20 protein-coding genes are annotated in these 23,285 nt (G+C 37.2%); 7 read left to right on the forward strand and 13 right to left on the reverse strand.

The window, feature by feature from the left end:
* Nucleotides 1–38 precede the first annotated feature (38 nt).
* Nucleotides 39–977: a zinc dependent phospholipase C family protein gene (locus C8N37_RS03525; RefSeq protein WP_108157571.1), complete on the reverse strand. Its 939-nt coding sequence runs from the start codon at nt 975–977 to the stop codon at nt 39–41.
* Between the two features lie 148 nt (nt 978–1,125).
* Between C8N37_RS03525 and C8N37_RS03530 the strand changes: the two genes are divergently transcribed.
* The 3 genes from C8N37_RS03530 to C8N37_RS03540 are packed head-to-tail and all read left to right on the forward strand — an operon-like array spanning nt 1,126 to nt 3,721.
* A complete protein-coding gene (locus C8N37_RS03530) occupies nt 1,126–2,112 on the forward strand; it encodes a glycosyltransferase family protein (RefSeq protein WP_094771623.1) in 987 nt (328 codons plus the stop codon).
* Between the two features lie 6 nt (nt 2,113–2,118).
* Nucleotides 2,119–2,826 (forward strand): FKBP-type peptidyl-prolyl cis-trans isomerase, encoded by a 708-nt coding sequence (locus tag C8N37_RS03535; protein ID WP_108157572.1) that lies wholly within the window; start codon nt 2,119–2,121, stop codon nt 2,824–2,826.
* Nucleotides 2,816–3,721 carry an aldo/keto reductase gene (locus C8N37_RS03540; protein WP_108157573.1) on the forward strand — a complete coding sequence of 302 codons (906 nt, stop codon included), beginning with the start codon at nt 2,816–2,818 and terminating at the stop codon, nt 3,719–3,721. The genes C8N37_RS03535 and C8N37_RS03540 overlap by 11 nt, the downstream gene beginning before the upstream one ends.
* Nucleotides 3,722–3,723: 2 nt before the next feature.
* Here C8N37_RS03540 and kdsB read toward each other — a convergent pair whose 3' ends face one another.
* The 7 genes from kdsB to hutH form a co-directional block, all read right to left on the reverse strand.
* Nucleotides 3,724–4,467, reverse strand: coding sequence for a 3-deoxy-manno-octulosonate cytidylyltransferase (kdsB, locus tag C8N37_RS03545; RefSeq protein WP_108157779.1), 744 nt, complete (start codon nt 4,465–4,467; stop codon nt 3,724–3,726).
* Between the two features lie 71 nt (nt 4,468–4,538).
* A complete protein-coding gene (locus C8N37_RS03550) occupies nt 4,539–5,153 on the reverse strand; it encodes a deoxynucleoside kinase (RefSeq protein WP_094771620.1) in 615 nt (204 codons plus the stop codon).
* Nucleotides 5,154–5,171: 18 nt separating this feature from the next.
* Nucleotides 5,172–6,170 (reverse strand): tryptophan--tRNA ligase, encoded by a 999-nt coding sequence (gene trpS, locus C8N37_RS03555; RefSeq protein WP_094771619.1) that lies wholly within the window; start codon nt 6,168–6,170, stop codon nt 5,172–5,174.
* 256 nt (nt 6,171–6,426) lie between these two features.
* Complete coding sequence (hutG, locus tag C8N37_RS03560; protein ID WP_108157574.1) at nt 6,427–7,389, reverse strand: formimidoylglutamase; 963 nt, start codon at nt 7,387–7,389, stop codon at nt 6,427–6,429.
* The gene (locus C8N37_RS03565) at nt 7,379–9,397 is read right to left on the reverse strand and encodes a urocanate hydratase (protein WP_108157575.1); all 2,019 of its coding nucleotides are present in this window, start codon (nt 9,395–9,397) and stop codon (nt 7,379–7,381) included. Before C8N37_RS03565 ends, hutG begins: the two co-directional genes overlap by 11 nt.
* On the reverse strand, nt 9,391–10,647 hold the full coding sequence (hutI, locus tag C8N37_RS03570) for an imidazolonepropionase (RefSeq protein ID WP_108157576.1): 1,257 nt from the start codon (nt 10,645–10,647) through the stop codon (nt 9,391–9,393). The genes C8N37_RS03565 and hutI overlap by 7 nt, the downstream gene beginning before the upstream one ends.
* A 2-nt stretch (nt 10,648–10,649) precedes the next feature.
* Entirely contained in the window at nt 10,650–12,230 is a 1,581-nt protein-coding gene (gene hutH / locus C8N37_RS03575; protein WP_108157577.1) for a histidine ammonia-lyase, read from the reverse strand.
* A 291-nt stretch (nt 12,231–12,521) separates the two neighbouring features.
* Between hutH and C8N37_RS03580 the strand changes: the two genes are divergently transcribed.
* Nucleotides 12,522–13,424, forward strand: a complete 903-nt coding sequence (locus C8N37_RS03580; protein ID WP_108157578.1) for a LysR family transcriptional regulator — start codon at nt 12,522–12,524, stop codon at nt 13,422–13,424.
* Between the two features lie 202 nt (nt 13,425–13,626).
* Nucleotides 13,627–14,571 carry a homoserine O-acetyltransferase MetA gene (gene metA, locus C8N37_RS03585; RefSeq protein WP_108157579.1) on the forward strand — a complete coding sequence of 315 codons (945 nt, stop codon included), beginning with the start codon at nt 13,627–13,629 and terminating at the stop codon, nt 14,569–14,571.
* A 118-nt stretch (nt 14,572–14,689) separates the two neighbouring features.
* Here the strand turns inward: metA and mazG are convergent, their stop codons facing one another.
* The 3 genes from mazG to C8N37_RS03600 form a co-directional block, all read right to left on the reverse strand.
* Nucleotides 14,690–15,502 (reverse strand): nucleoside triphosphate pyrophosphohydrolase, encoded by an 813-nt coding sequence (gene mazG / locus C8N37_RS03590; protein ID WP_108157580.1) that lies wholly within the window; start codon nt 15,500–15,502, stop codon nt 14,690–14,692.
* Nucleotides 15,503–15,554: 52 nt separating this feature from the next.
* Nucleotides 15,555–17,042, reverse strand: coding sequence for an aminotransferase-like domain-containing protein (locus C8N37_RS03595; RefSeq protein WP_108157581.1), 1,488 nt, complete (start codon nt 17,040–17,042; stop codon nt 15,555–15,557).
* Nucleotides 17,043–17,125: 83 nt separating this feature from the next.
* Nucleotides 17,126–18,727, reverse strand: coding sequence for a Na+/H+ antiporter (locus C8N37_RS03600; protein WP_108157582.1), 1,602 nt, complete (start codon nt 18,725–18,727; stop codon nt 17,126–17,128).
* A gap of 282 nt (nt 18,728–19,009) precedes the next feature.
* Here C8N37_RS03600 and C8N37_RS03605 point away from each other — a divergent pair, with 282 nt between their 5' ends.
* Together C8N37_RS03605 and C8N37_RS03610 are read left to right on the forward strand one after the other, a co-directional pair.
* Nucleotides 19,010–20,548 carry a SulP family inorganic anion transporter gene (locus C8N37_RS03605; RefSeq protein WP_108157583.1) on the forward strand — a complete coding sequence of 513 codons (1,539 nt, stop codon included), beginning with the start codon at nt 19,010–19,012 and terminating at the stop codon, nt 20,546–20,548.
* Between the two features lie 70 nt (nt 20,549–20,618).
* Complete coding sequence (locus tag C8N37_RS03610) at nt 20,619–21,098, forward strand: DinB family protein (protein ID WP_108157584.1); 480 nt, start codon at nt 20,619–20,621, stop codon at nt 21,096–21,098.
* 58 nt (nt 21,099–21,156) lie between these two features.
* Here the strand turns inward: C8N37_RS03610 and C8N37_RS03615 are convergent, their stop codons facing one another.
* A complete protein-coding gene (locus tag C8N37_RS03615) occupies nt 21,157–22,116 on the reverse strand; it encodes a helix-turn-helix transcriptional regulator (RefSeq protein WP_108157585.1) in 960 nt (319 codons plus the stop codon).
* 155 nt (nt 22,117–22,271) lie between these two features.
* On the reverse strand, nt 22,272–23,279 hold the full coding sequence (locus C8N37_RS03620) for an ATP-grasp domain-containing protein (RefSeq protein WP_108157586.1): 1,008 nt from the start codon (nt 23,277–23,279) through the stop codon (nt 22,272–22,274).
* Between the last annotated feature and the right edge of the window lie 6 nt (nt 23,280–23,285).

Consider the following 23,285-nt stretch of genomic DNA (forward strand, 5'->3'; position numbering starts at 1 on the left):
AAGGTGCCGGTTTTTAAATTGTATCTAGTCCGGTTGATTTAAAGTTCTTCTCTTCCCATATTTTTTTTATTTTCCGTATTTATAGGGGCTTCATCAATCGTCACTTTTCCTATATTTTTGAGATCTGGTTGACCTGCTTCCACCCACGCAGAGTACCAAAATGCACCTACTTGTTGTATAGCGCTTGTCATTCTTCTTTCAACCATGCCATTGAGTAATTGATGATAAGCATGTGCATATTCGTCCGAATACGTTCTGATTAATATATTGTTTCGTTCAATGAATGCATATTTTTTATATTTTGAGAATGAATTGTTTAATTGTTTCTCAAGCATGAGTACAGAATCTACAAGTCGATTGCTTTCTTTTACAATATCCCAAGCAGTCGCTATTGGATCGTTAATAAAATGTGCCCGCCCTTTGATGAATGTATATTTGCTAGAAAACATTTCGGGCAAACGACTTTCCCAAAAGGCATGTATACCAATTTGGTTAGTCAATTGTCCATTGTAGTTTTTAGTGGTGTGAAGTGGGACATGGGCATCCCCAATATAATGACCCAAATCAGCTGAAAACCGGATGATCTTAGGGATATCTTTATGTTTAAATGCCAGTACCAATTTATTGTAGCTAAAGGATATTTGCCATGGAACGATTCCGGTTAACAATAACTGCTTTTCTTGATATTTTTCTTTTGCTTTTGACCAGTGTATCGGAATAGAGTCAATAGTAAGTTCATCAAAATTATCGATGTCGATATAATGACGAGTTGGTTCGAGACTATCGATATAGCATCTTTTATCTGCATCGACTGCTTTTTCACTAATTAAGATAATATTTTTCTTATAAAAGGCTGCTAGTGTTGGCGGGAGGGTGTAAACAGCATATTCATTAATTTTTTTATGAGCAAAAAATCCCCAAGAATTACATAATAGAAAAATAATGGATAAAGAGATTATGATTGATAATCTTTTCATGTTTTAATAATTGGTTATTAGAAAGTAAGTTACGGACTATCATTTAAAATGCCAAGCATTTATTCATCATAAATGTAAAAACCTAACCTAAATTTAACTTTAATGTCATCAAAAATTTTTATTTTGGCGATAAATAATCGCGAAGTTTATGAAAATACTTTATGCGGTACAGGGTACAGGAAATGGTCATCTCAGTAGAGCGATGGATATCGTACCTTGTTTACGTAATTTTGGAGAAGTGGATGTATTGGTTAGCGGGACGCAGGCTGATTTGGTTTTACCGTTTGAAGTTAAGTATCGGCTTCATGGTTTGAGCTTCATTTTTGGAAAATCGGGTGGAGTAGATCTTTGGAAAACATTTATGAGTTCTACGGTCCGTAAATTTACTCAGGAGATTAAATCACTTCCTATTGAACAATACGATCTTGTTATCAATGATTTTGAACCCATATCTGCTTGGTCGGCTCATATGAAAGAATATCCCTGTATTGGTTTGAGCCATCAGATTGCCGCTTTAGACCCGTCCAGTCCTAAGCCCGATGATACCGATATGTTGGGGAAATTTATCATGAAAAATTATGCTCCTTCTACCTATGCTTATGGATTTCACTTCAAAAGTTATAATAAAAACATATTTACTCCTGTTATTCGAAATTCTGTTCGTGAACTCGATGTGCAAGACAAGGGGCATTATACGGTATATCTACCAGCCTATGATGATGCGCATCTCTTGAAGCATCTGATGAAATTTTCCGATATCAATTGGCAGGTATTTAGTAAACATAATTCGCGCGCTTTTGACATGAAAAATGTTTCTATACGTCCTATTAATAATGATGCCTTCATCACCAGTATGGCTAGTTCTTCAGGTGTTCTTTGTGGGGCAGGATTTGAAACACCTGCAGAAGCCTTATACCTGCAAAAGAAACTATTGGTCATTCCGATGAAGAACCAATATGAACAGCATTTAAATGCTGCAGCATTGGAAGAAATGGGTGTACCTGTCATATCTAGCCTCAAACAAAAAAATATGTTATCCATAGAGGCTTGGTTAAATAGCAAATCTCGGGTAGTAGTAGATTATAAAAATAATACTCAAGAAATTATCACTAATATTGTGACAAAACATACTTAAAATTTTATGAAATATATTGCTTTAGCATTACTGTCTTTGGCTACACTATCGGTATCGGCACAACAAAAAAAGAAAATTGTAAAAAAAACAACAGCGGCAAAACCAATGTTATCTTCAAAAGCAGATTCTGTATCTTATGCTTTTGGGCGTGATATTGGATCATCGCTAAAAAGTTTAGAAATTGCGGACTGGAACAAAGACCTGATCGGTAAAGCTATCATCAGTGCACTTGATGGACAAAATTCTTTAATAGCAGAAGATGAATTACGTGTTGTGATCCAAAACGCTGTCAATGAAGCTAGAGAGTTGAAAGAAAAGGAGAATCTTGCTAAAGAGCAAGCTTTTTTTACTGAAAATGCTAAGAAAGCGACAGTGAAAAGTACGGAAGAAGGACTACAATATGAAATATTGGTGGAGGGTAATGGTGAAAAGCCTAGCCGTGAGAATGAAGTAACTGTGCATTACACCGGGACCTTATTGGATGGAAAGAAGTTTGATAGTTCTCTTGATCGTAATGAACCCTTGAAAATGAAGTTGGATCGTGTGATTGAGGGTTGGAAAATTGGAGTTCCACTGATGTCTAAGGGAGCAAAATATCGATTTTATGTTCCAAGTAAATTAGGATATGGAAGTCAAAATATGGGCGCTATTCCTCCGAATAGTATTTTGATCTTTGATATTGAATTATTAGATTTTGTTAAAGATGAAGTATAATACAATAGGTCAATCATCTATAGCCGTATCTTCAATTGGTTTGGGCTGTATGTCTTTAAAAGGAAGCAAGCATAAGCAAGGGGTAGAGCTCATTCGTAAGGCTTTTGACAGCGGTATCAATTTTTTTGATACCGCTGATTTATATGAAAAAGGATTTAATGAAATGCTTGTTGGTGAGGCCGTGCAAGATTTTAGAAAGGATATCGTTCTATCGACTAAAGTTGGAAACAGTTGGCGAGCTGATGGAAACGGTTGGGATTGGAAAGCATCCAAGCATTATATTGTCAAAACAGTTGAATCATCTCTGTCGCGATTAAAGACAGATTATATTGATCTTTATCAATTGCATGGAGGGACTATTGAAGATCCCATTGATGAAATTATAGAAGCTTTTGAAATACTCGTTGACGCGGGTAAAATTAGAACCTATGGTTTATCTTCGATACGGCCCAATGTCATTCGACAGTATGTAGCAAAATCAAATATAAGTGCTGTCATGATGCAGTATAGTTTGCTTGATCGACGTCTAGAAGAAGAAATTGCCGCTTATTTATTGGAAAATCAGGTCTCCATATTGGCTAGGGGAGCAATCGCAAAAGGAATGTTAATCAATAAACCGGCTGAAAGTTTTTTACAATATAGTTCCAGTGAAGTGCAGCATATCATCCGGAATCTGAATGCCTTTGCTAAAAGACACGAAGTTAACAACCTAACCGCTGCGCTATCCTTTGTACTATCCAATGAAGCCGTGACTTCCGCGTTATTGGGCATAAATACCCCATTGCAAATGTCCGAATTTATTCAAATTAAAGAACAGATTCGTCTTTTAAGTTTAACAGAAAAAACTGAATTATTAAGCGGTGTCCGTGCACTGTATTTTACGGAGCACCGTTAAATTTAGGATGTGAAATAAGTTTGTATAATACGTTCCAGATCTTCTTTTGTATCGACAGCAATTGTTTCATGCTCTGTTTCTGCCGTTTGGATGGTGTATCCGTGCTCGATCCAGCGCAATTGTTCTAACGCTTCAGTCTCTTCGAGAGCTCCAATAGGAAGCTGTGTAAGTTCTTTTAAAATAGCTGTTCTATAACCGTATATTCCAATATGTTTATAAAAGCTATGTTTTGAAAGCCAGTGTTCTTGTTCTAAGCCTCTAAGGTAAGGTATCGTTTGTCTCGAAAAGTAGATTGCTTGTTCATGAATATTGCGTACCACTTTTGGGATATTGACATTAAACAATTCGTCCGGTGTATGAATTTTTTTGACAAGCGTGGCTATTTGTGTTTCCTCCTTATTAAAACAAGATGTGAGTAATTCGATCTGTAGCGGATTGATGAACGGTTCATCTCCTTGTATATTGATCGCTATATCAAATCCACTGATCTTAGATACCACTTCTGCACAACGATCTGTTCCAGATTGATGTGCAGATGATGTCATAGCGACATTTCCAGCAAAGCTACGCACATGTTCTGCTATCCGTTCATCATCTGTTGCTACGATGACCTCATGCAGACAACTTGCATTTTTTACTTGTTCATACACACGTTGAATCATGGATTTACCAGCGATATCAATTAATGGTTTTCCAGGAAATCTGGAAGAAGCAAAACGTGCAGGAATAATACCGATTACTTTCATTTTTTTAGCTTTAAAAGTAAAGCCAGTTTCCATGGAAAAACTGGCTTATGAATTATTTTATCCTATGTTGATTAAAACAAACCAAATAATTGGGATTCAATTTTTTCAACGATAGTACCTAAATCTTCTGGATTCTTTGTAAAATCTAGATTATCTTTATCGAGAATCATCAACTTACCTTCTTTGTAATTGTCGATCCATTTATCATACTTTTCATTCAATTTAGATAAATAATCTAAACGAATGCCTGATTCATAATCGCGTCCACGAACCTGTATATTATTGACTAGAGTAGGGACTGAGGCTTTTAAATATATTAATAAATCAGGAGGTTTGATATAATGTATAATACTTTGAAAAATATTACTATAATTTTCAAAATCACGTGCACTCATCAATCCCATATCATACAAATTCTCAGCAAAGATATAAGCATCTTCGTAAATTGTACGATCTTGGATCATATCAATATTTGTTTTTTGCAATTCGACAATTTGTCTAAAGCGACTATTCAAGAAAAAAATCTGCAAATTAAATGACCAACGCTTCATATCAGCATAAAAATCCTCTAAGTATGGATTATTGTCTACTGCTTCAAATTGAGGTTCATATTTAAAATGATCCGCTAATAATTTTGTTAGGGTTGTTTTCCCGGCACCAATATTTCCGACAATAGCAATATGCATATTTTTGGGTTTTAATTCTTAATAAAATCTTCTAATACCAATAATCTCGCGAACCTCTTTCAATGTTTTTCGAGCTGATTCTCCAGCTTTTTCGGCACCTAGCTTAGCAACTTTTGCAATATAATCATTGTCATTTGATATATCTTCAATTCGCGAACGCACAGGTTCAGTCGTATTGACCATATCTTCTGCTAGTTGCTTTTTAAAGTCTCCATAGCGAATGGCACAATTATTATATAAATCTTCAAAATGTTGTAAGGTGTCAGCACTTGAAACCACTTTCATCAAATCAAATAAATTTTGAATAGCCTCTGGTTTAGGTTGATTCATTTCCGTAGGACCTGAATCTGACACGGCACGCATGACTTTTTTACGAATCACATCTGCACTATCTGATAGATAGATACAATCTGCTTCACCATTAGATTTACCCATTTTACCCTGTCCTGCTAACCCGGGTATTTTAACGAGTTTATCCGAATAACTAAAAGCAAAAGCTTCTTTGAAGTATTCAACATCGTATAAACGATTAAAACGATTGCCAAATGTTCTGGTCATTTCCAAATGTTGCTCTTGATCTTTACCAACAGGAACTTTTGTACCATGATGAAGTAAGATGTCACAAGCCATCAAAACAGGGTAGGTAAGTAGTCCGGCATTGACATTATCGGGATTGCTACGTACTTTGTCTTTAAAAGCTGTCGCACGTTCGAGCTCACCTAAATAAGCATTCATATTCATATATAAGTATAATTCGGAGACTTCTGGTACATCCGATTGTACATATATAGTTGATTTTTCAGGGTCTATACCAGCAGCAAGATACTCCACAATCACTTGACGAACGGTGCTTTGAAGACCGTGAGGTGTTGGGTGAGTCGTTAAAGAATGTAAATCGGCAATGAAAAAATAACAATTATATTCATTTTGCATTTTCACAAAATTGCTTAATGCGCCGTAGTAGTTTCCTAAATGTAATTTTCCGGTACTTCTAATACCACTGACAACAGTTTCCATATTGCTTGCGAATTTAAGTATAAATTCCTTAAATATTGTTCTGCTGACTTTTTCTTTTCCTTTTTTGTTTGACTTTAATTTATGTTAGAAAAACATGTTAAGGCCCATGTATCTGGAAGCTCTTGCTCTAAGTTAACGATAACTCGAATTAATTTAAACAAAGACTTAACATAAGGTATCTCATTATTTTTAAGCTATGCTTGGACTAAAATCGCAATATATAGTCCAGTGTCCTAATTTTTTTTATTCTTATTTTTTATTGGTCCATAACGACCCTAAATAATAGATCTGCCGCTAATTTAGCTGTACGATTATCATAATCATACTCTGGATTAAATTCTGCGACATCTATACTCACGAGCTTTCCAGAAGAAAGGAGATGCTCATATATGTCAAGGAAAAATGCATCGGGAACAATTCCATTAAAGGCAACTGCACTAACTCCTGGAGCATAGCTTGCCGCAAATACATCCAGATCTATCGTTAGATAAAAGTGATCGATCCCGCTGATGAATGCATCAATCTGATCTAGGATTACTTTTCTATTGTGAGACTGAAAGTCTTGTGCCTCTATCCAACTGATTTGATATTCGCGTGCTGTATCAAATAAAATTTGAGTGTTGCTGATCTTTTGTATCCCAATAGGTAGGTAACTCAACTGTTTTTCCAATTGTGCAATTTGATAAAAACTGGTACCTGATGTCGCAATTTCTTGTTGCGGTTTTCTGATGTCAAAGTGAGCGTCAAAATTTATGATGCCAAGTTTACTTTTGTAATTAGCTTTGAGGCCTAAATAATGGCCAAAGGTGATTTCATGTCCACCCCCTAATACGATCGGGAATCCTCCACGCTGAAGAATAAGATGGATCACAAAACCAAGTGCTTCTTGTGCATTTTCCAGGTGCTTATCATTGCAGTGGATCGTACCAGCATCTATTAACTTGGTTTTTTTATTTCGAAATACAGGAAGGTTTGCAAGCGTTTTCTTTAAGATTTCAGGACCCTTTGCCGCTCCAGACCTCCCCAGATTTCGCAACACACCCTCATCGCATGCAAAACCTAGTAACACATAACTGCCGCTAAGATCCAGCTCATCCCTGAGATCAATACAATGAATAATTTGATGCCATCTTAAATGGTCTTCTGTCATACCATCTATACGACCAGACCATTTTTTTAAATCTGCCCGATCATAATAGGTCCAATGCCTAGTCTCCATATTCTTCAAAAATTTGATTTATTGCTACAGTTTCAACACGATTTGCCAACGTTACTTTTAGGGATTTAGTTCTTGCCAATTCGACTTCAATAGCCTGTCTGGCCGTATCATTTCGAGCCCATGCACGACGTGCTATACCATTGTTGACATCATAAAAAAGCATATTTTCGAGTTTTCGATCTGCATCTTCAGAACCATCCAACAACAAACCAAAACCGCCATTAATAACCTCACCCCAGCCAACACCACCACCATTGTGAATAGAGACCCAAGTCGCTCCTCTAAAGCTATCACCGATGACATTATGAATAGCCATATCTGCGGTAAATTTGCTTCCATCATAGATGTTACTAGTTTCCCTGTAAGGAGAATCTGTTCCGCTGACATCGTGATGATCTCTTCCCAGTACAATGGGAGCACTTAATTCGCCCTTTCTGATAGCCAGATTGAATGCTTTTGCTATTCGTATTCTACCGATCGCATCAGCATACAGGATTCGAGCTTGGGAGCCGACGACGAGTTTATTTTGATCCGCTTGTTCGATCCATTTAATATTATCCCCCAATTGTTGCTGAATTTCAGGATAAGCTGTGTTTTGTAAGTCTTTTAGAACTTTTAATGCTATTTGGTCTGTGGTTTTTAAATCATCTGGGTCTGCAGAAGTACATACCCAACGGAAGGGGCCAAATCCATAATCAAAGCACATCGGTCCTAAAATATCTTGTACATAAGAAGGGTAGCGGAAATTGATATCATCCCTTGCCATTACATCTGCTCCAGCGCGGCTACTTTCTAGTAAAAAAGCATTACCGTAATCGAAGAAGTAAGTGCCTCGTGCGACATGATCGTTGATCGCCTTGACGTGACGGATTAGCGATTGTTGCACTTCTTTTTTAAATTGCTCGGGTTTTTCGGCCATCAGGACATTGGATTCTTCAAAGCTTAATCCGATAGGGTAGTAGCCACCTGCCCAAGGATTATGTAAAGAAGTTTGATCAGAACCTACCGTAATCTGAATGTCCGCGTGCAGGAAAGCTTCCCATACTTCTATGATGTTGCCCAGATAAGCGATTGCAACAATTTGTTTGTTTTGAATAGCTTGCCTAACATCAGTTATGAGTTCGTTTATATTTTCTATTAATACATCTACCCATCCTTGCTCATGTCTTTTGCGAGCAGCATCAGGATTAACCTCTGCACAAACGGTAATACAGCCAGCTATATTGCCCGCTTTAGGTTGTGCACCACTCATGCCCCCCAATCCAGATGTTAAAAATACCTTGCCATGTATAGTATCCTCTTTTGATAATTGCTTTCGAAAAGCATTCATGACTGTTATGGTAGTACCATGGACGATTCCTTGTGGTCCGATGTACATATACGATCCAGCTGTCATTTGACCATATTGTGTCACACCCATGGCATTATACTTCTCCCAATCATCAGGTTTAGAATAGTTTGGGATCATCATACCATTGGTGATCACCACCCTTGGAGCATCTTTTGACGAAGGGAATAATCCCATGGGATGACCGCTATACATATGTAGCGTTTGATTATCGGTCATTTGAGCTAAGTATTGCATGGTCAATACATACTGTGCCCAATTTTGAAACACAGCACCATTTCCACCATAAGTGATAAGTTCATGAGGGTGTTGCGCAATAGCGGGATCGAGGTTGTTCTGAATCATCAGCATGATACTTCGCGCTTGCAGACTTTCGCCAGGATAATCCGCAATTGGCCTGGCATACATCGCATAGCTGGGACGAAAACGATACATATAGATACGTCCAAATTGTAGTAACTCCTGTAAAAACTCTTTCCCCAATTCCACATGCCAATCCATAGGGAAATAACGTAGCGCATTCTTTATCGCCAATATTTTCTCTTCTTTGGATAAGATATCTTTACGTTTAGGAGCATGACTTACACGACTATCATAAGCAATTTTGGGAGGTAAACGCTTAGGTATACCCTGTAATATTTCGTCTTTAAAACTTAACATATTTCATTTCCTTTCGTATAGATCAAGGTTCCTTTCTTCCATACCTGGATAGGTTTTAAAGTACCTTGTCTGTATGTGATATTTTGATAGTTATCGGTTTTGTAAACGGCAAAATCAGCTAATTCTCCCTTCCTCAATCTTCCTCGGTCACTCAAATTCAGGGCTTGAGCAGCTCGGTATGTAATTGCGGCAAAGAGTTCAGCATTTGACAATTTCTCCGCAGTTGCTAGAATAGTAGCTTGTGTCATGAGTTGACCCATTGGTGCAGATCCCGGATTCCAGTCAGTAGCAATAGCCAAGCATGCTCCTTGGTCCAAAAGCTTTCTAGCAGGAGTAAAAGCGCAACCGATACCAATTGATGCACCTGGCAATGCGACAGCAACAGTATGGCTATTTGCCAATAATTCAATTTCCAAATCGGTTGATGCTTCCAGATGATCTGCACTTACTGCTTCAAATCGAACTGCAACCTCAGATCCTGATGTTGAAAATTGATCCGCATGTACCGTGATGTCAAAGTCCATTTCTTTAGCTTTGCTGAAATACTGTTCAATCTGATCGGCAGTGAAAGCACTTTTTTCAATAAAGGCATCTATTCTGTTGGTCAGCTGTTCACTTTTTAATACTGGAAAAAGTTCATGAGCGATTTCATTCAGGTAGTCTTCACTGCTACCATTATAGTCTTTAGGCTTCATATGAGCTGCTAGACAAGTCGGAATTAAGTCAACTGAAACAGATTGTTGTGCTTTGTTGATGGCACGCAGTATTTTTAGTTCCTCTTTTATAGATAACCCATACCCACTTTTAACTTCAATAGTGGTGATTCCTTGTGCTAATAATTCTTTTGCATATTGGATGATATGTGCAGTCAAGTCCGATTCGCTTGCCGCTCGAGTATGTTGTACTGTGCTCCAGATACCTCCACCTGATTCTGCAATTTCGAGATAACTGGCTCCAGCGTTTCGTAATGCAAAGTCATTTGCTCGATTTCCAGCAAATGCAAGGTGCGTATGGCAGTCGATATAACCTGGAACACATACAGTATCATCTGCCATCAATAGCAGTTCTGCCTCATTATGCTCACTTTTTTTTAAATCATTATAGTTGCCAATCGCGACTATTTTACCGTCTTCAACGACTATGCCTGCATATTTTGCAATTTCGATCTGATCATCTGTTAATGCTCCTTTTAATGGCGTATGATCGAATGATAGCAATTGAGAGAAAGGGCCAATTAATATTTTATCCATTATTAAAAATTATTAAAATATTCGTGATGTAATCCATGATAAGGTACACGTTGTTCTTTTGCGATTTGTTTTGCGACGTGCACCAAGGATCCTGAAGAAACGAGTTGCTGTGCAGCAGAAAGAATATCTTCCATCATTTGATCTTCCGTTATATGAGGAATCACTTTTCTGATTTCTTGATGTACTGCTTCCATAATAGCTGTCGATTGGAGTGGTTTATGAAAATCAAAAGCTTGAGCCGCACAGATGAGTTCGATACTCAGAATGTTGCTGACATTATTAATGACTTGTAGCAGTTTTCGGGCACCAATGGATCCCATGCTCACATGATCCTCTTGTCCTAATGATGTTGGGATGCTATCTGCACTGGACGGAAAACATAATCCTTTATTTTCGCTTGCTAATGCTGCAGTACTATATTGTAAGATCATAAAACCAGAGTTGAGCCCTGTTTCTTTCAGTAGTAATTTGGGCACATTTGGTGTATCACCTTCTAATGAAAGATATACGCGTCTATCAGAAACGTTTCCGATTTCTGAGATCGCCAATGTCGCATAATCAATGGGTAGAGCGATTGGTTGTCCGTGAAAGCTTCCTCCACTTATTGTCAATTCACTGTCGATAATAATCGGATTATCTGTAACCGAATTGATTTCAATTTCAATCGTATCTTTTAAATGTAACCATGCGTTGCGTGATGCGCCATGTATTTGCGGAATACAGCGTAAAGAATAAGGATCTTGGACACGTGAGCAATTTTGATGAGAAGTAACGATTTCTGATGCCTGTAACAAGTTATAAATAGTACTTGCTACATATTGGTTCCCTTTATAAGGTCTAAGTTGATGGAGTTGTGCAAAAAAGGGTTTGATCGATCCATTTAAACCCTCTATCATTAATGTTGCAATCAGATCTGCATTTTCAAGTAAATTATGCATTTCTGAGACCGCTTTTATAGCATGTGCCGCCATAAATTGTGTTCCATTTATGAGTGCTAACCCTTCCTTTGCACCCAATGTAATAGCCTTTGTTTCCAATAATGCTAATACCTCTGAAGTTTGTCGTATCTCATTTTGATACCAAACTTTTCCTAATCCAATTAGTGGTAGAAATAAATGGGACAGCGGGGCAAGGTCTCCAGAAGCACCTACAGATCCTTGCTTGGGAACGATCGGAATGATATCATGATCAATAAACCATATCATGCGTTCCAATGTGGTCAGCTGAATCCCCGAATATCCTTTAGCAAGCGCATGTACCTTTAAGATCATCATCAATTTGGATAATTGCTTATCGATCGGTTCGCCAATACCGACGGCATGACTTTTTAAAATATTTTCTTGTAATTTTTTAGTGTCTGCTGGATTGATTAACGTGGTACAAAGCGGTCCAAATCCAGTATTTATTCCATACACTATTTTACCAGAATCAACTATTTCTTGCACATATTGGGCACTTTGTACAACCTTTTCTATGGTTGATGCAATCAGTTCTCCTTTAATATGTCCTGTCGCAAGTTGCATCGCGATAGAACAGGTTAATTGATCATTGCCGTATTGAAATATTTTTCTTTTATTTTCCATCGAATAAATTGTATTAAGCGTGTAGTTCCCACATTTGGATGAATTTGCTGCACGCGACTTGATTATTGATTATTTAGTTTTGAGCAGTCATATTATTTTTAAACTTTTTAAAAGCATGAAGAATCTCATTGGGAAATATAGTAGTCCTATTTTTTAGATTTCACGTATGCCGATTATACCATTGTTGCAGGATAAAAAATACTTTACCCGCTATGATTTCATTCTATTATCTCAAATTTAACTGATATCTTTAATGATTATAAATACCAATATTGACAAGTATTGATTACTATGAGTTATCAAATAGAATTGAGGCATCTTTATTATTTTAAAGTTTTAGCAGAGGAATTGCATTTTAGAAAAGCAGCTGAACGACTTTATATCTCCCAACCTGGGTTATCTCGCCAGATCAAACAAATGGAAGAAATCTATCAGGCCCTTTTATTTGATAGGGGTAAGCGCTATGTCCGATTGACTGGAGCAGGAGTATATCTAAAAAAGGAAGTTGATATTTTATTCAACCAGATGGATAAGATGACACGTGAGCTCCGTATTATGGGATCTGACGATATCACAGAACTTCGTCTTGGTTTTATTGGATCTGCTGTTCAATCTGTGCTTGCTAAAGTGTTGGTTCATCTGAGGCATGATTTCCCTTCGGTAGAAGTCGATTTGCAGGAACTATCTAACGAAATGCAGATTACTAAGGTATTGAAAGAAGAGTTGGATTTTGGATTTGTTCGATTAGATGATTTTCCAAAAGGAATTCATCATATTGCCATCGTCAAGGAGCACTTTTCTTTAGTTGTTCCAAGAGATTACCCCATTCAGCAGGCAAACTTCACCAGTGTGAGTGAATTCAAGAATGAACCCTTTATTCTTTTTTCAAAAGACTATAGTCATTCCTATTATGATTTAGTGATGAGCATTTTTAAAGATGCGACATTTGATCCGCATGTAGCTTTGCGTACAGTCAATGCCTTGACCATCTTTAACCTAGTGGAACAGGGGTTAGGAGTAGCGATTGTTCCAGCCTCATTAAAAAATGGTTATACTTCAAAAGTGAAATTTATTGATTTAATCCATATTGAACAAAGGACCACCTTATCACTGATTTATAATGCCAGTGTTAGCCATCCGGGAATTGATCTTTTTTTAAATGTGATACAAAAGGAACTGAGTCTTTCACAGTAAACCGAATCTTAAAAAACTAATAATCGATATTCTTGCCACCTATTATTTCAAGATTAAAAGGTGAACTCTGTGTGCATTTTTCCCTGAGTCAAATCCCTGTTAAACAATATTTAATTGTTGTTATTATCAGTATTTGGAGGATTAGTAATTTAATTTTTTTTATATTTATACCCAAACTAAACCAAGGTGAGGGAGAAAGCATATGCCAGTCAAAATACCAGATAATTTGCCAGCTATTGAGCTATTAAAAAAGGAAAATATTTTTGTAATGAGCGATCTGAGAGCCAATGAACAGGACATTCGTCCCATGAAGGTGCTCATTCTAAATTTAATGCCATTAAAAATTACCACAGAAACCGATTTTATTCGACTATTATCAAACAATCCTTTACAGGTTGAAGTAGAATTTTTAAGGTTGGATACCCATATGTCTAAAAATACTCCACAGGAGCATTTGGAACTGTTTTATAAGTCTTTTTCAGCAATTGAAGATCAGTATTACGACGGTATGATCATCACAGGCGCGCCTGTTGAGATGATGCCCTTTGAAGAGGTGAACTATTGGGATGAAGTAACCCGTATTTTTGATTGGGCAAAAAGACACGTTACTTCTACATTGTATATCTGTTGGGCATCTCAAGCAGCACTCTATCACTTTTATGGGGTTGAAAAAAGCCCATTGGCTGAAAAGCTATTCGGCGTGTTTAAACATACCACTTTAGATAAAACGAACCCGTTATTTAGGGGTTTTGACGATGAATTTTTTATCCCACACAGTAGACATACCACGATTTTAAAATCTGAAATTGAAGGTAAACCAGAAATTGAACTGTTGTCCGAATCGCCAGAAGCAGGCTTAGCTATTTTATCATCACGCGGTGGAAGGGAATTTTATTTGACCGGACATTCCGAATATGCTCCCTTGACTTTACATACCGAATATATGCGTGACGTAGAGAAAGGACTTGAGATCGAGGTTCCAGATAATTACTACTTAAACAATGACCCAGCTCAGGGACCTTTGGTCAGATGGTCAGGACATGCTAATTTATTGTTTAATAATTGGTTGAATTATTATGTTTATCAAGAGACTCCATTCGATCTCAACGAACTGGAAACATTAGAAGATATTAAAAGACAAAACTAGTTTCAAGATTAATCATAAAGTAAAATAGCTTTAAGATATAGCAGATCATACGAGCCATATCTTAAAGCTATTTTTTTATCTTTAGTGCTTTTCAAAAACTTCCGAAAGTTGAGGTTTATTACGATTTTGACAATTTTTTCGCCTCATTCCAGTAGACATCCATTTCCTCCAGTGTCATATCCTGTAGTTTCTGTCCATTTTCACCTGCTCTTTGTTCGAGATAAGTAAAGCGGCTGATAAATTTTTTATTTGTACGCTCCAATGCATTTTCAGGATTAATACCAATATGCCTTGCATAATTTATTAATGAAAATAGCAAATCTCCAAATTCACCTTCTGCTTTATCGAGATCTGATTCTTCTGGTTTGTCAATATCGTACTCGGCCTTAAATTCAGCTAATTCTTCTTCCACTTTAGCCCAGACTTCTTTCTTATCTTCCCAGTCAAATCCTACTCCACGAACTTTATCTTGGATCCGATAGGCTTTGACCAATGCAGGCAGACCATGAGGTACTCCAGATAATACTGATTTGTTTCCTTCTTTTAGCTTAAGGGTTTCCCAATTTTGTTTTACTTGGTCTTCATTCTCCACTTCGATATCGCCATATACATGCGGATGACGGCTGATCAGTTTGTCACAGATGCCATTTAATACGTCCACAATCGTAAAGCGATTTTCTTCTTCTGCAATACGTGCATAAAAAACCAGATGCATCATGACATCACCCAGTTCCTTTTTGATCTCTGGATAATCTTCATCCAAAATAGCATCTGTAAGTTCATATAATTCTTCGATCGTCAGGTGACGTAATGATTCCATCGTTTGTTTTTTGTCCCAAGGACAGGCCACACGAAGGGTATATAAAACATCTAATAATCGTTGAAAAGCAGTTGCTGGAGTCGATTCGCTGGCAGGTATGGGATAACTCATATTGAAAAATTTAATACAAAATTAGGGATTTAATAGTGAAAAATACAAACTTCTATTGTATTCTGGCTATTGACTCAGCAAGAATGGTGACACTTTTTTCCATTTCTTCTTGATTCAAATTGCCAAATCCAACTCGTATTGCTGTCATATCCTTCGCTTGGTACAAGATTGTTTTAGGTAGAAATAGATTTGCTTTTGCACATTGCTTTCTCAACTGGATTAAATTTATATCTTTTGTCCAATTGGTCCAAAGTGCGAGCCCGCCTGTAGGGATATCAAAATCAACATATTCATGTAAGTCACGAGCAAGTAAGTAGCTCATATAATTGCGTCTCTCTTTATAAAGTTTTACCGATTTTTTTAACGATCGATGTATTTCACCTTCTTCTATTAGATCACTTAGTACTTGTTCCATCACAAAATCACCTTGATGGTCCATCATGTTTAACAGCTTTTGTAATTCTATAATCAAATTTTCGGGAGCAACGATAAAACCAGTTCTAAAACCGGGAGCTAAAGATTTACCAAAGCTACCTGTGTAAATGACCATACCATCATAATCTGCGGCAGCCATGGGCATTAGTGGAGCCTCATTATAATGAAACTCATAATCATAATCATCTTCAATGACCGCAAAACCATATTGGGAAGACAGATGTAGCACCGCCGTTCTTCTCTGCGGGCTCAGCGTTACTGTAGTCGGATAATGATGATGCGGAGTAAGATAGAGAAGTCTTATTTTGTGTGTTTGACAGATGTGCTCAAGAGCTTCGATCACAATACCATCATGATCTACAGGTATAGATTTAATTCTTGCACCAGCTTGCTGAAAAATCATATTCGCTGCAAAATAACTGGGCTGACCGACAATGACCAGATCATGCGCTTGCAAGAGAGTTTGAGCAATGATATAAGTACTCATTTCGACAGAGCGCGTTATTAAAAGATTTTTAGGTTGGATGTGTAACCCTCTGCTTTGGTTTAAAAAGTTGCACAATTGTTCTCTAAAAGATGCCGGTCTGTTTTGATCGCTAGAACCAAGATATTTTAAATTCTTTTTTCGTTTTAAGTTTGCCGTATAAAATTTGGAAAGCTGATGTATGGGAGAAAGTCTACTGTCAGGGATACCGTCATCAAATTTTAATACACACATGCTTGATTCGAAAGGGTTTTCTAAAATATTACTCTTCTCAAAATCATAACCTGTCTGCCCAGCATACTGTTTCTGTACTACTGTACCAGAATGATCGATGTTTTTTTTTGCTTTACTGGTGTTTTTAAGTACATATGACCCAATATTTGCTTTAATATCAATCCATCCTTGTGCCTCAAGTTCCTGCAAAGCTGCTACGACGGTGTTACGATGGATGGCTAAAGTCTGAGCCAATTGGCGACTTCCAGGCAGTTTCGTTCCCATAGGTATGAAACCTCGTTGAATAGCCTGAATAATTTGTTGTGCTAATTGTACGTAAATAGCAGTATCCTCGTGTCTATTAAGATGGATAAAGCTATTAAAAGGAATTTGCCCCGGACTATTCATTTACCATATAAATTGAATTTATCAAATAGTCCGGAAAGTTAAGGATTATTACTTTATTGTAGGCACCTGAGTTTAGGTTTCTACTATTTACGTTTTAATCTGGATTCCTCCAGGTCAAGCGTATATTCTAAGTCCTTGATAATACTACTATCATAATGCTTTTCTTCACGTATTTTATAAAGTCCATTTCTTCTAATGGCAACAATTTCTAACATGATTTTATTATAAAGACTTCTTACAGCAGTCAATTGAGCACAGCTATCTTCCTGTTTTGCACTTTCAGAAACCGAGATACTTCTTTGTAATTGCTCTTTTATTCTTGCAATTGTTTCATATTCTTCCATTTCTTTGCTATAATTCTGATCTAAATATGCGATAGATTCTTTTGCTAACAATACACGAATTTCGTCGATCTGATTTTCGACAGGTTCCTCAATATCAATTTCATCTATCTTGATAAGTTTTATTAAAATAGGAAGCGTCAATCCCTGAAAAACTAATGTAATCAAAATAACAACGAAGGTGATAAAGAGAATTAAATTGCGATGCGGAAAAGGGTCTCCATTATTTAATGTTAATGGTATTGCCAATGCAGATGCAAGTGAAACGACACCACGCATGCCCGCCCAGCCTACGATCAAAGGTAATTTCCAACCTGGACTCTTTTCTCTAACCCTTATTTTTTTGGATAACATACGAGGAAGAAATTCTGATAAATATACTAATACAATTCGCAAGACGATAACGATAGCACTAATGATTAAAGCATAGTTAATCGCCTCTCCTTGAGAATATGCTCCTAATCCGGCCACAATGACCGGTAATTCCAGTCCGATCAAAATAAATACAAATCCATTCAATAAAAAACCTAAAGTAGCCCAAACTTCTTTTGTTTGGATACGGGTATGATAGTTCAGATAGTCACCAGAACGAAAGGATAAAAACAATCCGCCGCTCACGACTGCTAATACACCAGACCAGTGGAAATGCTCTGCCACAATATACATGATATAGGGAGCTATCAGTGTGATAGGAGTGGATATGCTGGATGATTTGGCGACATAACGTAGAAATAAATATAAGATATGTGCGATGGCCAAACCTACAACAACGCCCATGATGGATAATACCACAAACTCAGTTGCTGCTTTCTGAAATACAAATTGACCAGTCAGGATAACGGCAACAGCAAATCTAAATACGGTCAAGGAAGCGGCGTCGTTGACCAGACTTTCTCCTTCTAATAACGTGATACCTCGTTTAGGAATTTTAACACCCTTCAATACCGATGTTGCTGCCACAGCATCTGGTGGAGAAATAATGCCACCTAATAAAAATCCCAGGGCTAGTGTAAATCCTGGAATAATATTCACAGAGAAATATGCGATCGCAATCGAGGTGAAGAATACTAACCCAAAACCTAAACTTATTATTGATCTGCGCCACTTTTTTAAACTATCCCAATTGGTATACCATGCCGCTTCAAATAGTAGTGGTGGTAAAAAAACTAGAAATACTAAGTCAGGATGGATGCTAATTACAGGCATTCCCGGAACAAGTGAAATCGCTAACCCTCCAATAACCAATAAAATGGGGTAAGAGATGTTTATTCTTTGGCTGATCACAAATAACATCGCCATCACAAAAAATAATGACAACACTAATAAGACATTTTCTTCTATCATAAGTTTTTACTGAGTATTGATTTGGTATAAAATTTAAGATACAAAGTTAAAAACATTCATTTTATTGTACTCCATAAGTCAGTAGAAAAATATTTCGTTTGGTTATTTTAATTTTATCATCCATCATGAACAAGATTATTTTATCATAGTTAATAGCAAGATGAGGTCAAGCGATAAGTTTTTTTAAGCTGTATTTTTGTCGTAGGAAGCGTAACCGATCAAAAAGAACATAAATTCCATAAGTATCTGCGAATGCTTATGTATTTTTGCAGAAAAAAATCAATGAGTGCACTACTTCGATATTTAAATCCACATGGGAAAATCAATTACAGGGTAGAGATTTTGGCTGGGTTAACTGTTGCGATGACAATGATTCCCGAATCGTTGTCTTTTGCCATACTAGCAGGACTATCGCCTTTGACGGGTTTGTATGCTGCTTTTATAATGGGTTTAGTGACCGCTATTTTAGGAGGTAGACCAGGTATGATATCGGGAGGAGCAGGGGCTACAGTTGTCACCCTGATCGCCTTGATCAGTATGCATGGTGTAGAATATTTATTTGCAACAGTTGTATTGGCGGGTATTATTCAGTTTCTTGTTGGCGCTTTTAAATTTGGGAAGTTTGTTAGATTAATACCACAACCCGTGATGTATGGTTTTCTGAATGGTTTAGCGGTTATTATTTTTATGTCGCAGGTGGAGCAGTTTAAGATAGTCGATGCCTCGGGAGCCACGCATTGGTTGTCTGGACCATCTGCCTATGTGATGCTCGGTTTGACGCTATTTGCAGCATTTGTCGTATATGTATTTCCTAAAATTTCGAAAGCAATTCCTGCATCTTTGATTGCCATAGTAGCGACGTTTCTTGTGGTATATATATTCCGCATCGATACCAAGACGGTTGGTGATATCGCATCAGTAAAAGGCAATTTACCTGCATTTCATATTCCCCAAATACCCTTTAATTGGGAAACTTTGACGATTATCTTTCCATTTGCACTGGTCATGGCTTCAGTAGGGATGATTGAGTCCCTGCTTACCTTATCGATGGTGGATGAGTTGAGCAATACAAAAGGTAATGCCAATAGAGAAGCAATGGCACAAGGGACAGCTAATCTTGTCAATGGTTTTTTTGGTGGTATGGGAGGCTGTGCCATGGTCGCACAGACCTTGGTTAATATCAATGCAGGTTCTCGGTCGCGTTTGTCTGGAATTATTGGTGCGCTGACTATTTTAACCATTATTTTAGTCGCATCCCCATTTATAGAGCAAATACCCATGGCGGCATTGGTAGGCGTGATGATGGTCGTGGCTATTGGTACTTTTCAATGGGTTTCTTTCCGTATTATCACAAAGATGCCAAAGTCTGATATTTTTGTGGGTATGCTGGTTGCTTTGATTACGATTGTACTGCACAACTTAGCGTTAGCTGTTCTCGTTGGGGTTGTTATTTCCGCTTTGGTATTTGCCTGGGATAATGCGAAGCGCATTCGTGCCCGCAAAACAATTGATGCAGCAGGAAATAAGGTGTATGAAATATATGGTCCTTTATTTTTTGGATCGGTAACAGGATTTTTAGAAAAGTTTGATATAAATGAAGATCCGCAGTATGTTATTGTTGATTTTAAAGAAAGTAAGATCACCGATATGAGTGCTATTGATGCGGTCAATAAGTTAGCCGAGAAATATCAGAGTCAATCCAAAATACTCCGATTGCGACATTTGAGTGAAGACTGTAAAGCGATATTGAAAAAAGCAGACAGCCCTGTACAAATTGAGACTTCTGAAAATGATCCTACTTATAAAGTCATGCCTAAATAATTTTTCGCTACTGACAATAGGTTGTCAATATCCCTGCTATTTTTGAAGTATCAATTTAAAATAAAGCGATATGAATACAGTAGCAATTATTTCGAAAGAAGAATTATTGAAGCATTGGTTGGGGCATAGAAACCTGACAAAAAGAACCATTGAGAAATTTCCTGAAGCAGAACTTTTCAATTATGCCGTACCAGGTATGCGTACATTTGGTGAAATGCTCAATGAGCTCATCTCAATTGCAGTTCCAGGTTTAAAGGGGATTGTCCATAAACAGATAGAAGGATATACAGAAGGGATGCCATACACGACCAAAGCAGAAATATTAGCTGTATGGGATCAGCATACGGAAGAACTTAAAGGATTATGGGCTCAATTGAAAGAGGATGAATTCCATCAGACATTTAATTTATTTGGTCAATATGAATTTCCAATTATTGATAATATCTTATATTTTATCGATAACGAAGTGCACCATCGCGGGCAGGGTTTTGTATATCTACGAGCATTAGGCATTGAGCCTCCATTTTTTTGGGACCGTTATACCAAATAGAAAACTTTTAATGATCAATACCTCCGAGAAAGTGCTATGCTTTTCCGGAGGTATTTTATTATATTAAACGTTTGATTTGTACTTGTAGCAGTGACTTGACCGTATCCTTTAGCGATTGTGGACTGATGATATCAGCACGGTCTCCAAACATAAGAAACCATCTTGCAAAACCCATATCCGGATTTTTTACATCAAAAATCATCTCAATACGATCATCTTTAATGCTTTCTTCCTTAAAACCAAAATATTTGCGTTCCCAATGTAGATAATGGGCAAATGGTTGATCAACATGAATCACCACCCTTGTCATTATGGCATCTAATTCGCGTTCAGCCAAATATTCTTCTAATTGGGGGTGCTGTTTAAATTGCACCTGATCCAATATTTTGATATCACAAATGCGATCTGTTCTAAATTGTCGGTAATCATTTCTAACTAAACAAAAAGCATAGATGTACCAATGATTACTTTCATGGAATACCCCGATAGGTTCGATTTCCCGAACGGTAGTTTCAGACTGATAAGCAGCTTGATAGCTGATTTGCAGTACATTTCTCTGGGCGATACACTGAAAAAGTAAGGTCAGTGTATTGGGCAATGCTTTATTTTGTTGATTGTGCCCAATCGATTTCATGACGACATGTTTGTCGATAGTCTCCATCCAATCTTTATCCGAACTTCGAATAATTGCCTTGAGTTTATACAAAGCCGAAGAAAAATGATTCTTCATTTCCTGATCAATAAATTTGAAGACCAGTTTTTCAGCAGCAACAAAACTCGTAATCTCAGCCTTTGAAAACATCATAGGCGGTATTTTATAACCATCTACCAATTCATAACCTAATCCAGCCTCACCGATAATCGGGATTCCAGCAGCAGTGAGACTTTTTATATCTCGGTAGATGGTGCGTAAACTGACCTCAAAGCGGTTTGCTAATTCTTGAGCCTTGACCGTTTTTTTTGATTGGAGTTGAATTAAAATTGCAAGAATGCGATCAAATCTATTGAGTTGTTCCACTTTAAAATCTTCTTCTGAATACTATAAAATATAGGTTCAAGATATCGATTAATTTTTAAAGACAACAATTGAAATGCATATTTCTCCCAAACACTTTACTACTCATTACATTAAAAAAACAACAGATTTATTGATCTGATGCAAACCAATTCATATCAATTGATTTCTTTTTTTACTGTTGATTTTTCCAGATCTTCAATAATTGCCGTCGTGTAATCTTCTCCATTCAGTTCACAGGCTTGCGGTAATGCTCCAGGGCTAAAAACATTGATCTCCATGATTTTATCCGCAATAATGTCTAGACCAACGAAATACATACCATCTTCTATCAATTTTCCGGAAACTTTTTCGACCATTTCCAATATCTCAGGAGTGATAACTGCTTGCTGCGCTGTCGCCCCCTGATGGATATTACTTCTTAATTCACCCTCTGGTTGTACTCGATGGACGCTTGCATATTTTCCATTGATAACCAACGGCTTTCCATTCAGTAGAAAAAAACGGATATCGCCATACTGAGCATTTGGTAAATATTCTTGTGCAATTAAATAACCATCTCGACAGATGACTTCTACAATCTGTTTTAGATTTTTACTTTCTTGTTCATTGACCAGAAATACATTCTTTCCTCCAGATCCTTTTAATGGTTTTAAGATGATTTTATGGTTCTCTTCATCAAAGAATTGTTTTACGTCGTCGTAACTGCGAGTCACGATTGTTTTGGGACGAATTTCTTCTGGAAATTTTTCAAGATAAAGTTTATTTTCAGCATCAACTAAGGCTTTCGGATTATTAAGAACCCGGACACCACTATGTTGTGCCAGCTGAGCAAACTGTAATCCCATAGATGCTGCCCATGGACGATTTATCATATCAAGGACGGGATCAAATCGAAGCCATAAGATATCTAAATCTTGGACTAGAACACGTTCTTTTTTTGTAGATCGAAGTTTATCCATCAGCTCTTCGCAATCCGTGATATCTTCAATCTGATGTACTGCTCGGGCATGTGCCGCAATCTGATCTTGACCTAGATATACAAAATCTGCCAAACCGATGTAATAGATTGAATGACCACGTTGTAGGGCTTTTAGTGCTAATAATGTCGTTGTAAAACTAGCTTTTTCTTTATGTGTTTGATTGATGACAAATGCAATGTTCATAGGTGA

Origin of the sequence: Sphingobacterium faecium (genome assembly GCF_003054045.1) — a bacterium.
GTDB lineage: Bacteria > Bacteroidota > Bacteroidia > Sphingobacteriales > Sphingobacteriaceae > Sphingobacterium > Sphingobacterium faecium.

Coding starts and splice junctions, on each gene's coding strand:
- kdsB (WP_108157779.1), bottom strand. CDS start 4,467: ATGAAAGTAATCGGTATTATTCCTGCACGTTTTGCTTCTTCCAGATTT.
- hutG (WP_108157574.1), bottom strand. CDS start 7,389: ATGGAGACTAGGCATTGGACCTATTATGATCGGGCAGATTTAAAAAAA.
- C8N37_RS03580 (WP_108157578.1), top strand. CDS start 12,522: ATGAGTTATCAAATAGAATTGAGGCATCTTTATTATTTTAAAGTTTTA.
- C8N37_RS03535 (WP_108157572.1), top strand. CDS start 2,119: ATGAAATATATTGCTTTAGCATTACTGTCTTTGGCTACACTATCGGTA.
- mazG (WP_108157580.1), bottom strand. CDS start 15,502: ATGAGTTATCCCATACCTGCCAGCGAATCGACTCCAGCAACTGCTTTT.
- C8N37_RS03620 (WP_108157586.1), bottom strand. CDS start 23,279: ATGAACATTGCATTTGTCATCAATCAAACACATAAAGAAAAAGCTAGT.
- C8N37_RS03565 (WP_108157575.1), bottom strand. CDS start 9,397: ATGTTAAGTTTTAAAGACGAAATATTACAGGGTATACCTAAGCGTTTA.
- C8N37_RS03605 (WP_108157583.1), top strand. CDS start 19,010: ATGAGTGCACTACTTCGATATTTAAATCCACATGGGAAAATCAATTAC.
- C8N37_RS03530 (WP_094771623.1), top strand. CDS start 1,126: ATGAAAATACTTTATGCGGTACAGGGTACAGGAAATGGTCATCTCAGT.
- C8N37_RS03610 (WP_108157584.1), top strand. CDS start 20,619: ATGAATACAGTAGCAATTATTTCGAAAGAAGAATTATTGAAGCATTGG.
- C8N37_RS03550 (WP_094771620.1), bottom strand. CDS start 5,153: ATGCATATTGCTATTGTCGGAAATATTGGTGCCGGGAAAACAACCCTA.
- hutH (WP_108157577.1), bottom strand. CDS start 12,230: ATGGAAAATAAAAGAAAAATATTTCAATACGGCAATGATCAATTAACC.
- hutI (WP_108157576.1), bottom strand. CDS start 10,647: ATGGATAAAATATTAATTGGCCCTTTCTCTCAATTGCTATCATTCGAT.
- C8N37_RS03525 (WP_108157571.1), bottom strand. CDS start 977: ATGAAAAGATTATCAATCATAATCTCTTTATCCATTATTTTTCTATTA.
- trpS (WP_094771619.1), bottom strand. CDS start 6,170: ATGGAAACTGTTGTCAGTGGTATTAGAAGTACCGGAAAATTACATTTA.
- C8N37_RS03540 (WP_108157573.1), top strand. CDS start 2,816: ATGAAGTATAATACAATAGGTCAATCATCTATAGCCGTATCTTCAATT.
- metA (WP_108157579.1), top strand. CDS start 13,627: ATGCCAGTCAAAATACCAGATAATTTGCCAGCTATTGAGCTATTAAAA.
- C8N37_RS03595 (WP_108157581.1), bottom strand. CDS start 17,042: ATGAATAGTCCGGGGCAAATTCCTTTTAATAGCTTTATCCATCTTAAT.
- C8N37_RS03600 (WP_108157582.1), bottom strand. CDS start 18,727: ATGATAGAAGAAAATGTCTTATTAGTGTTGTCATTATTTTTTGTGATG.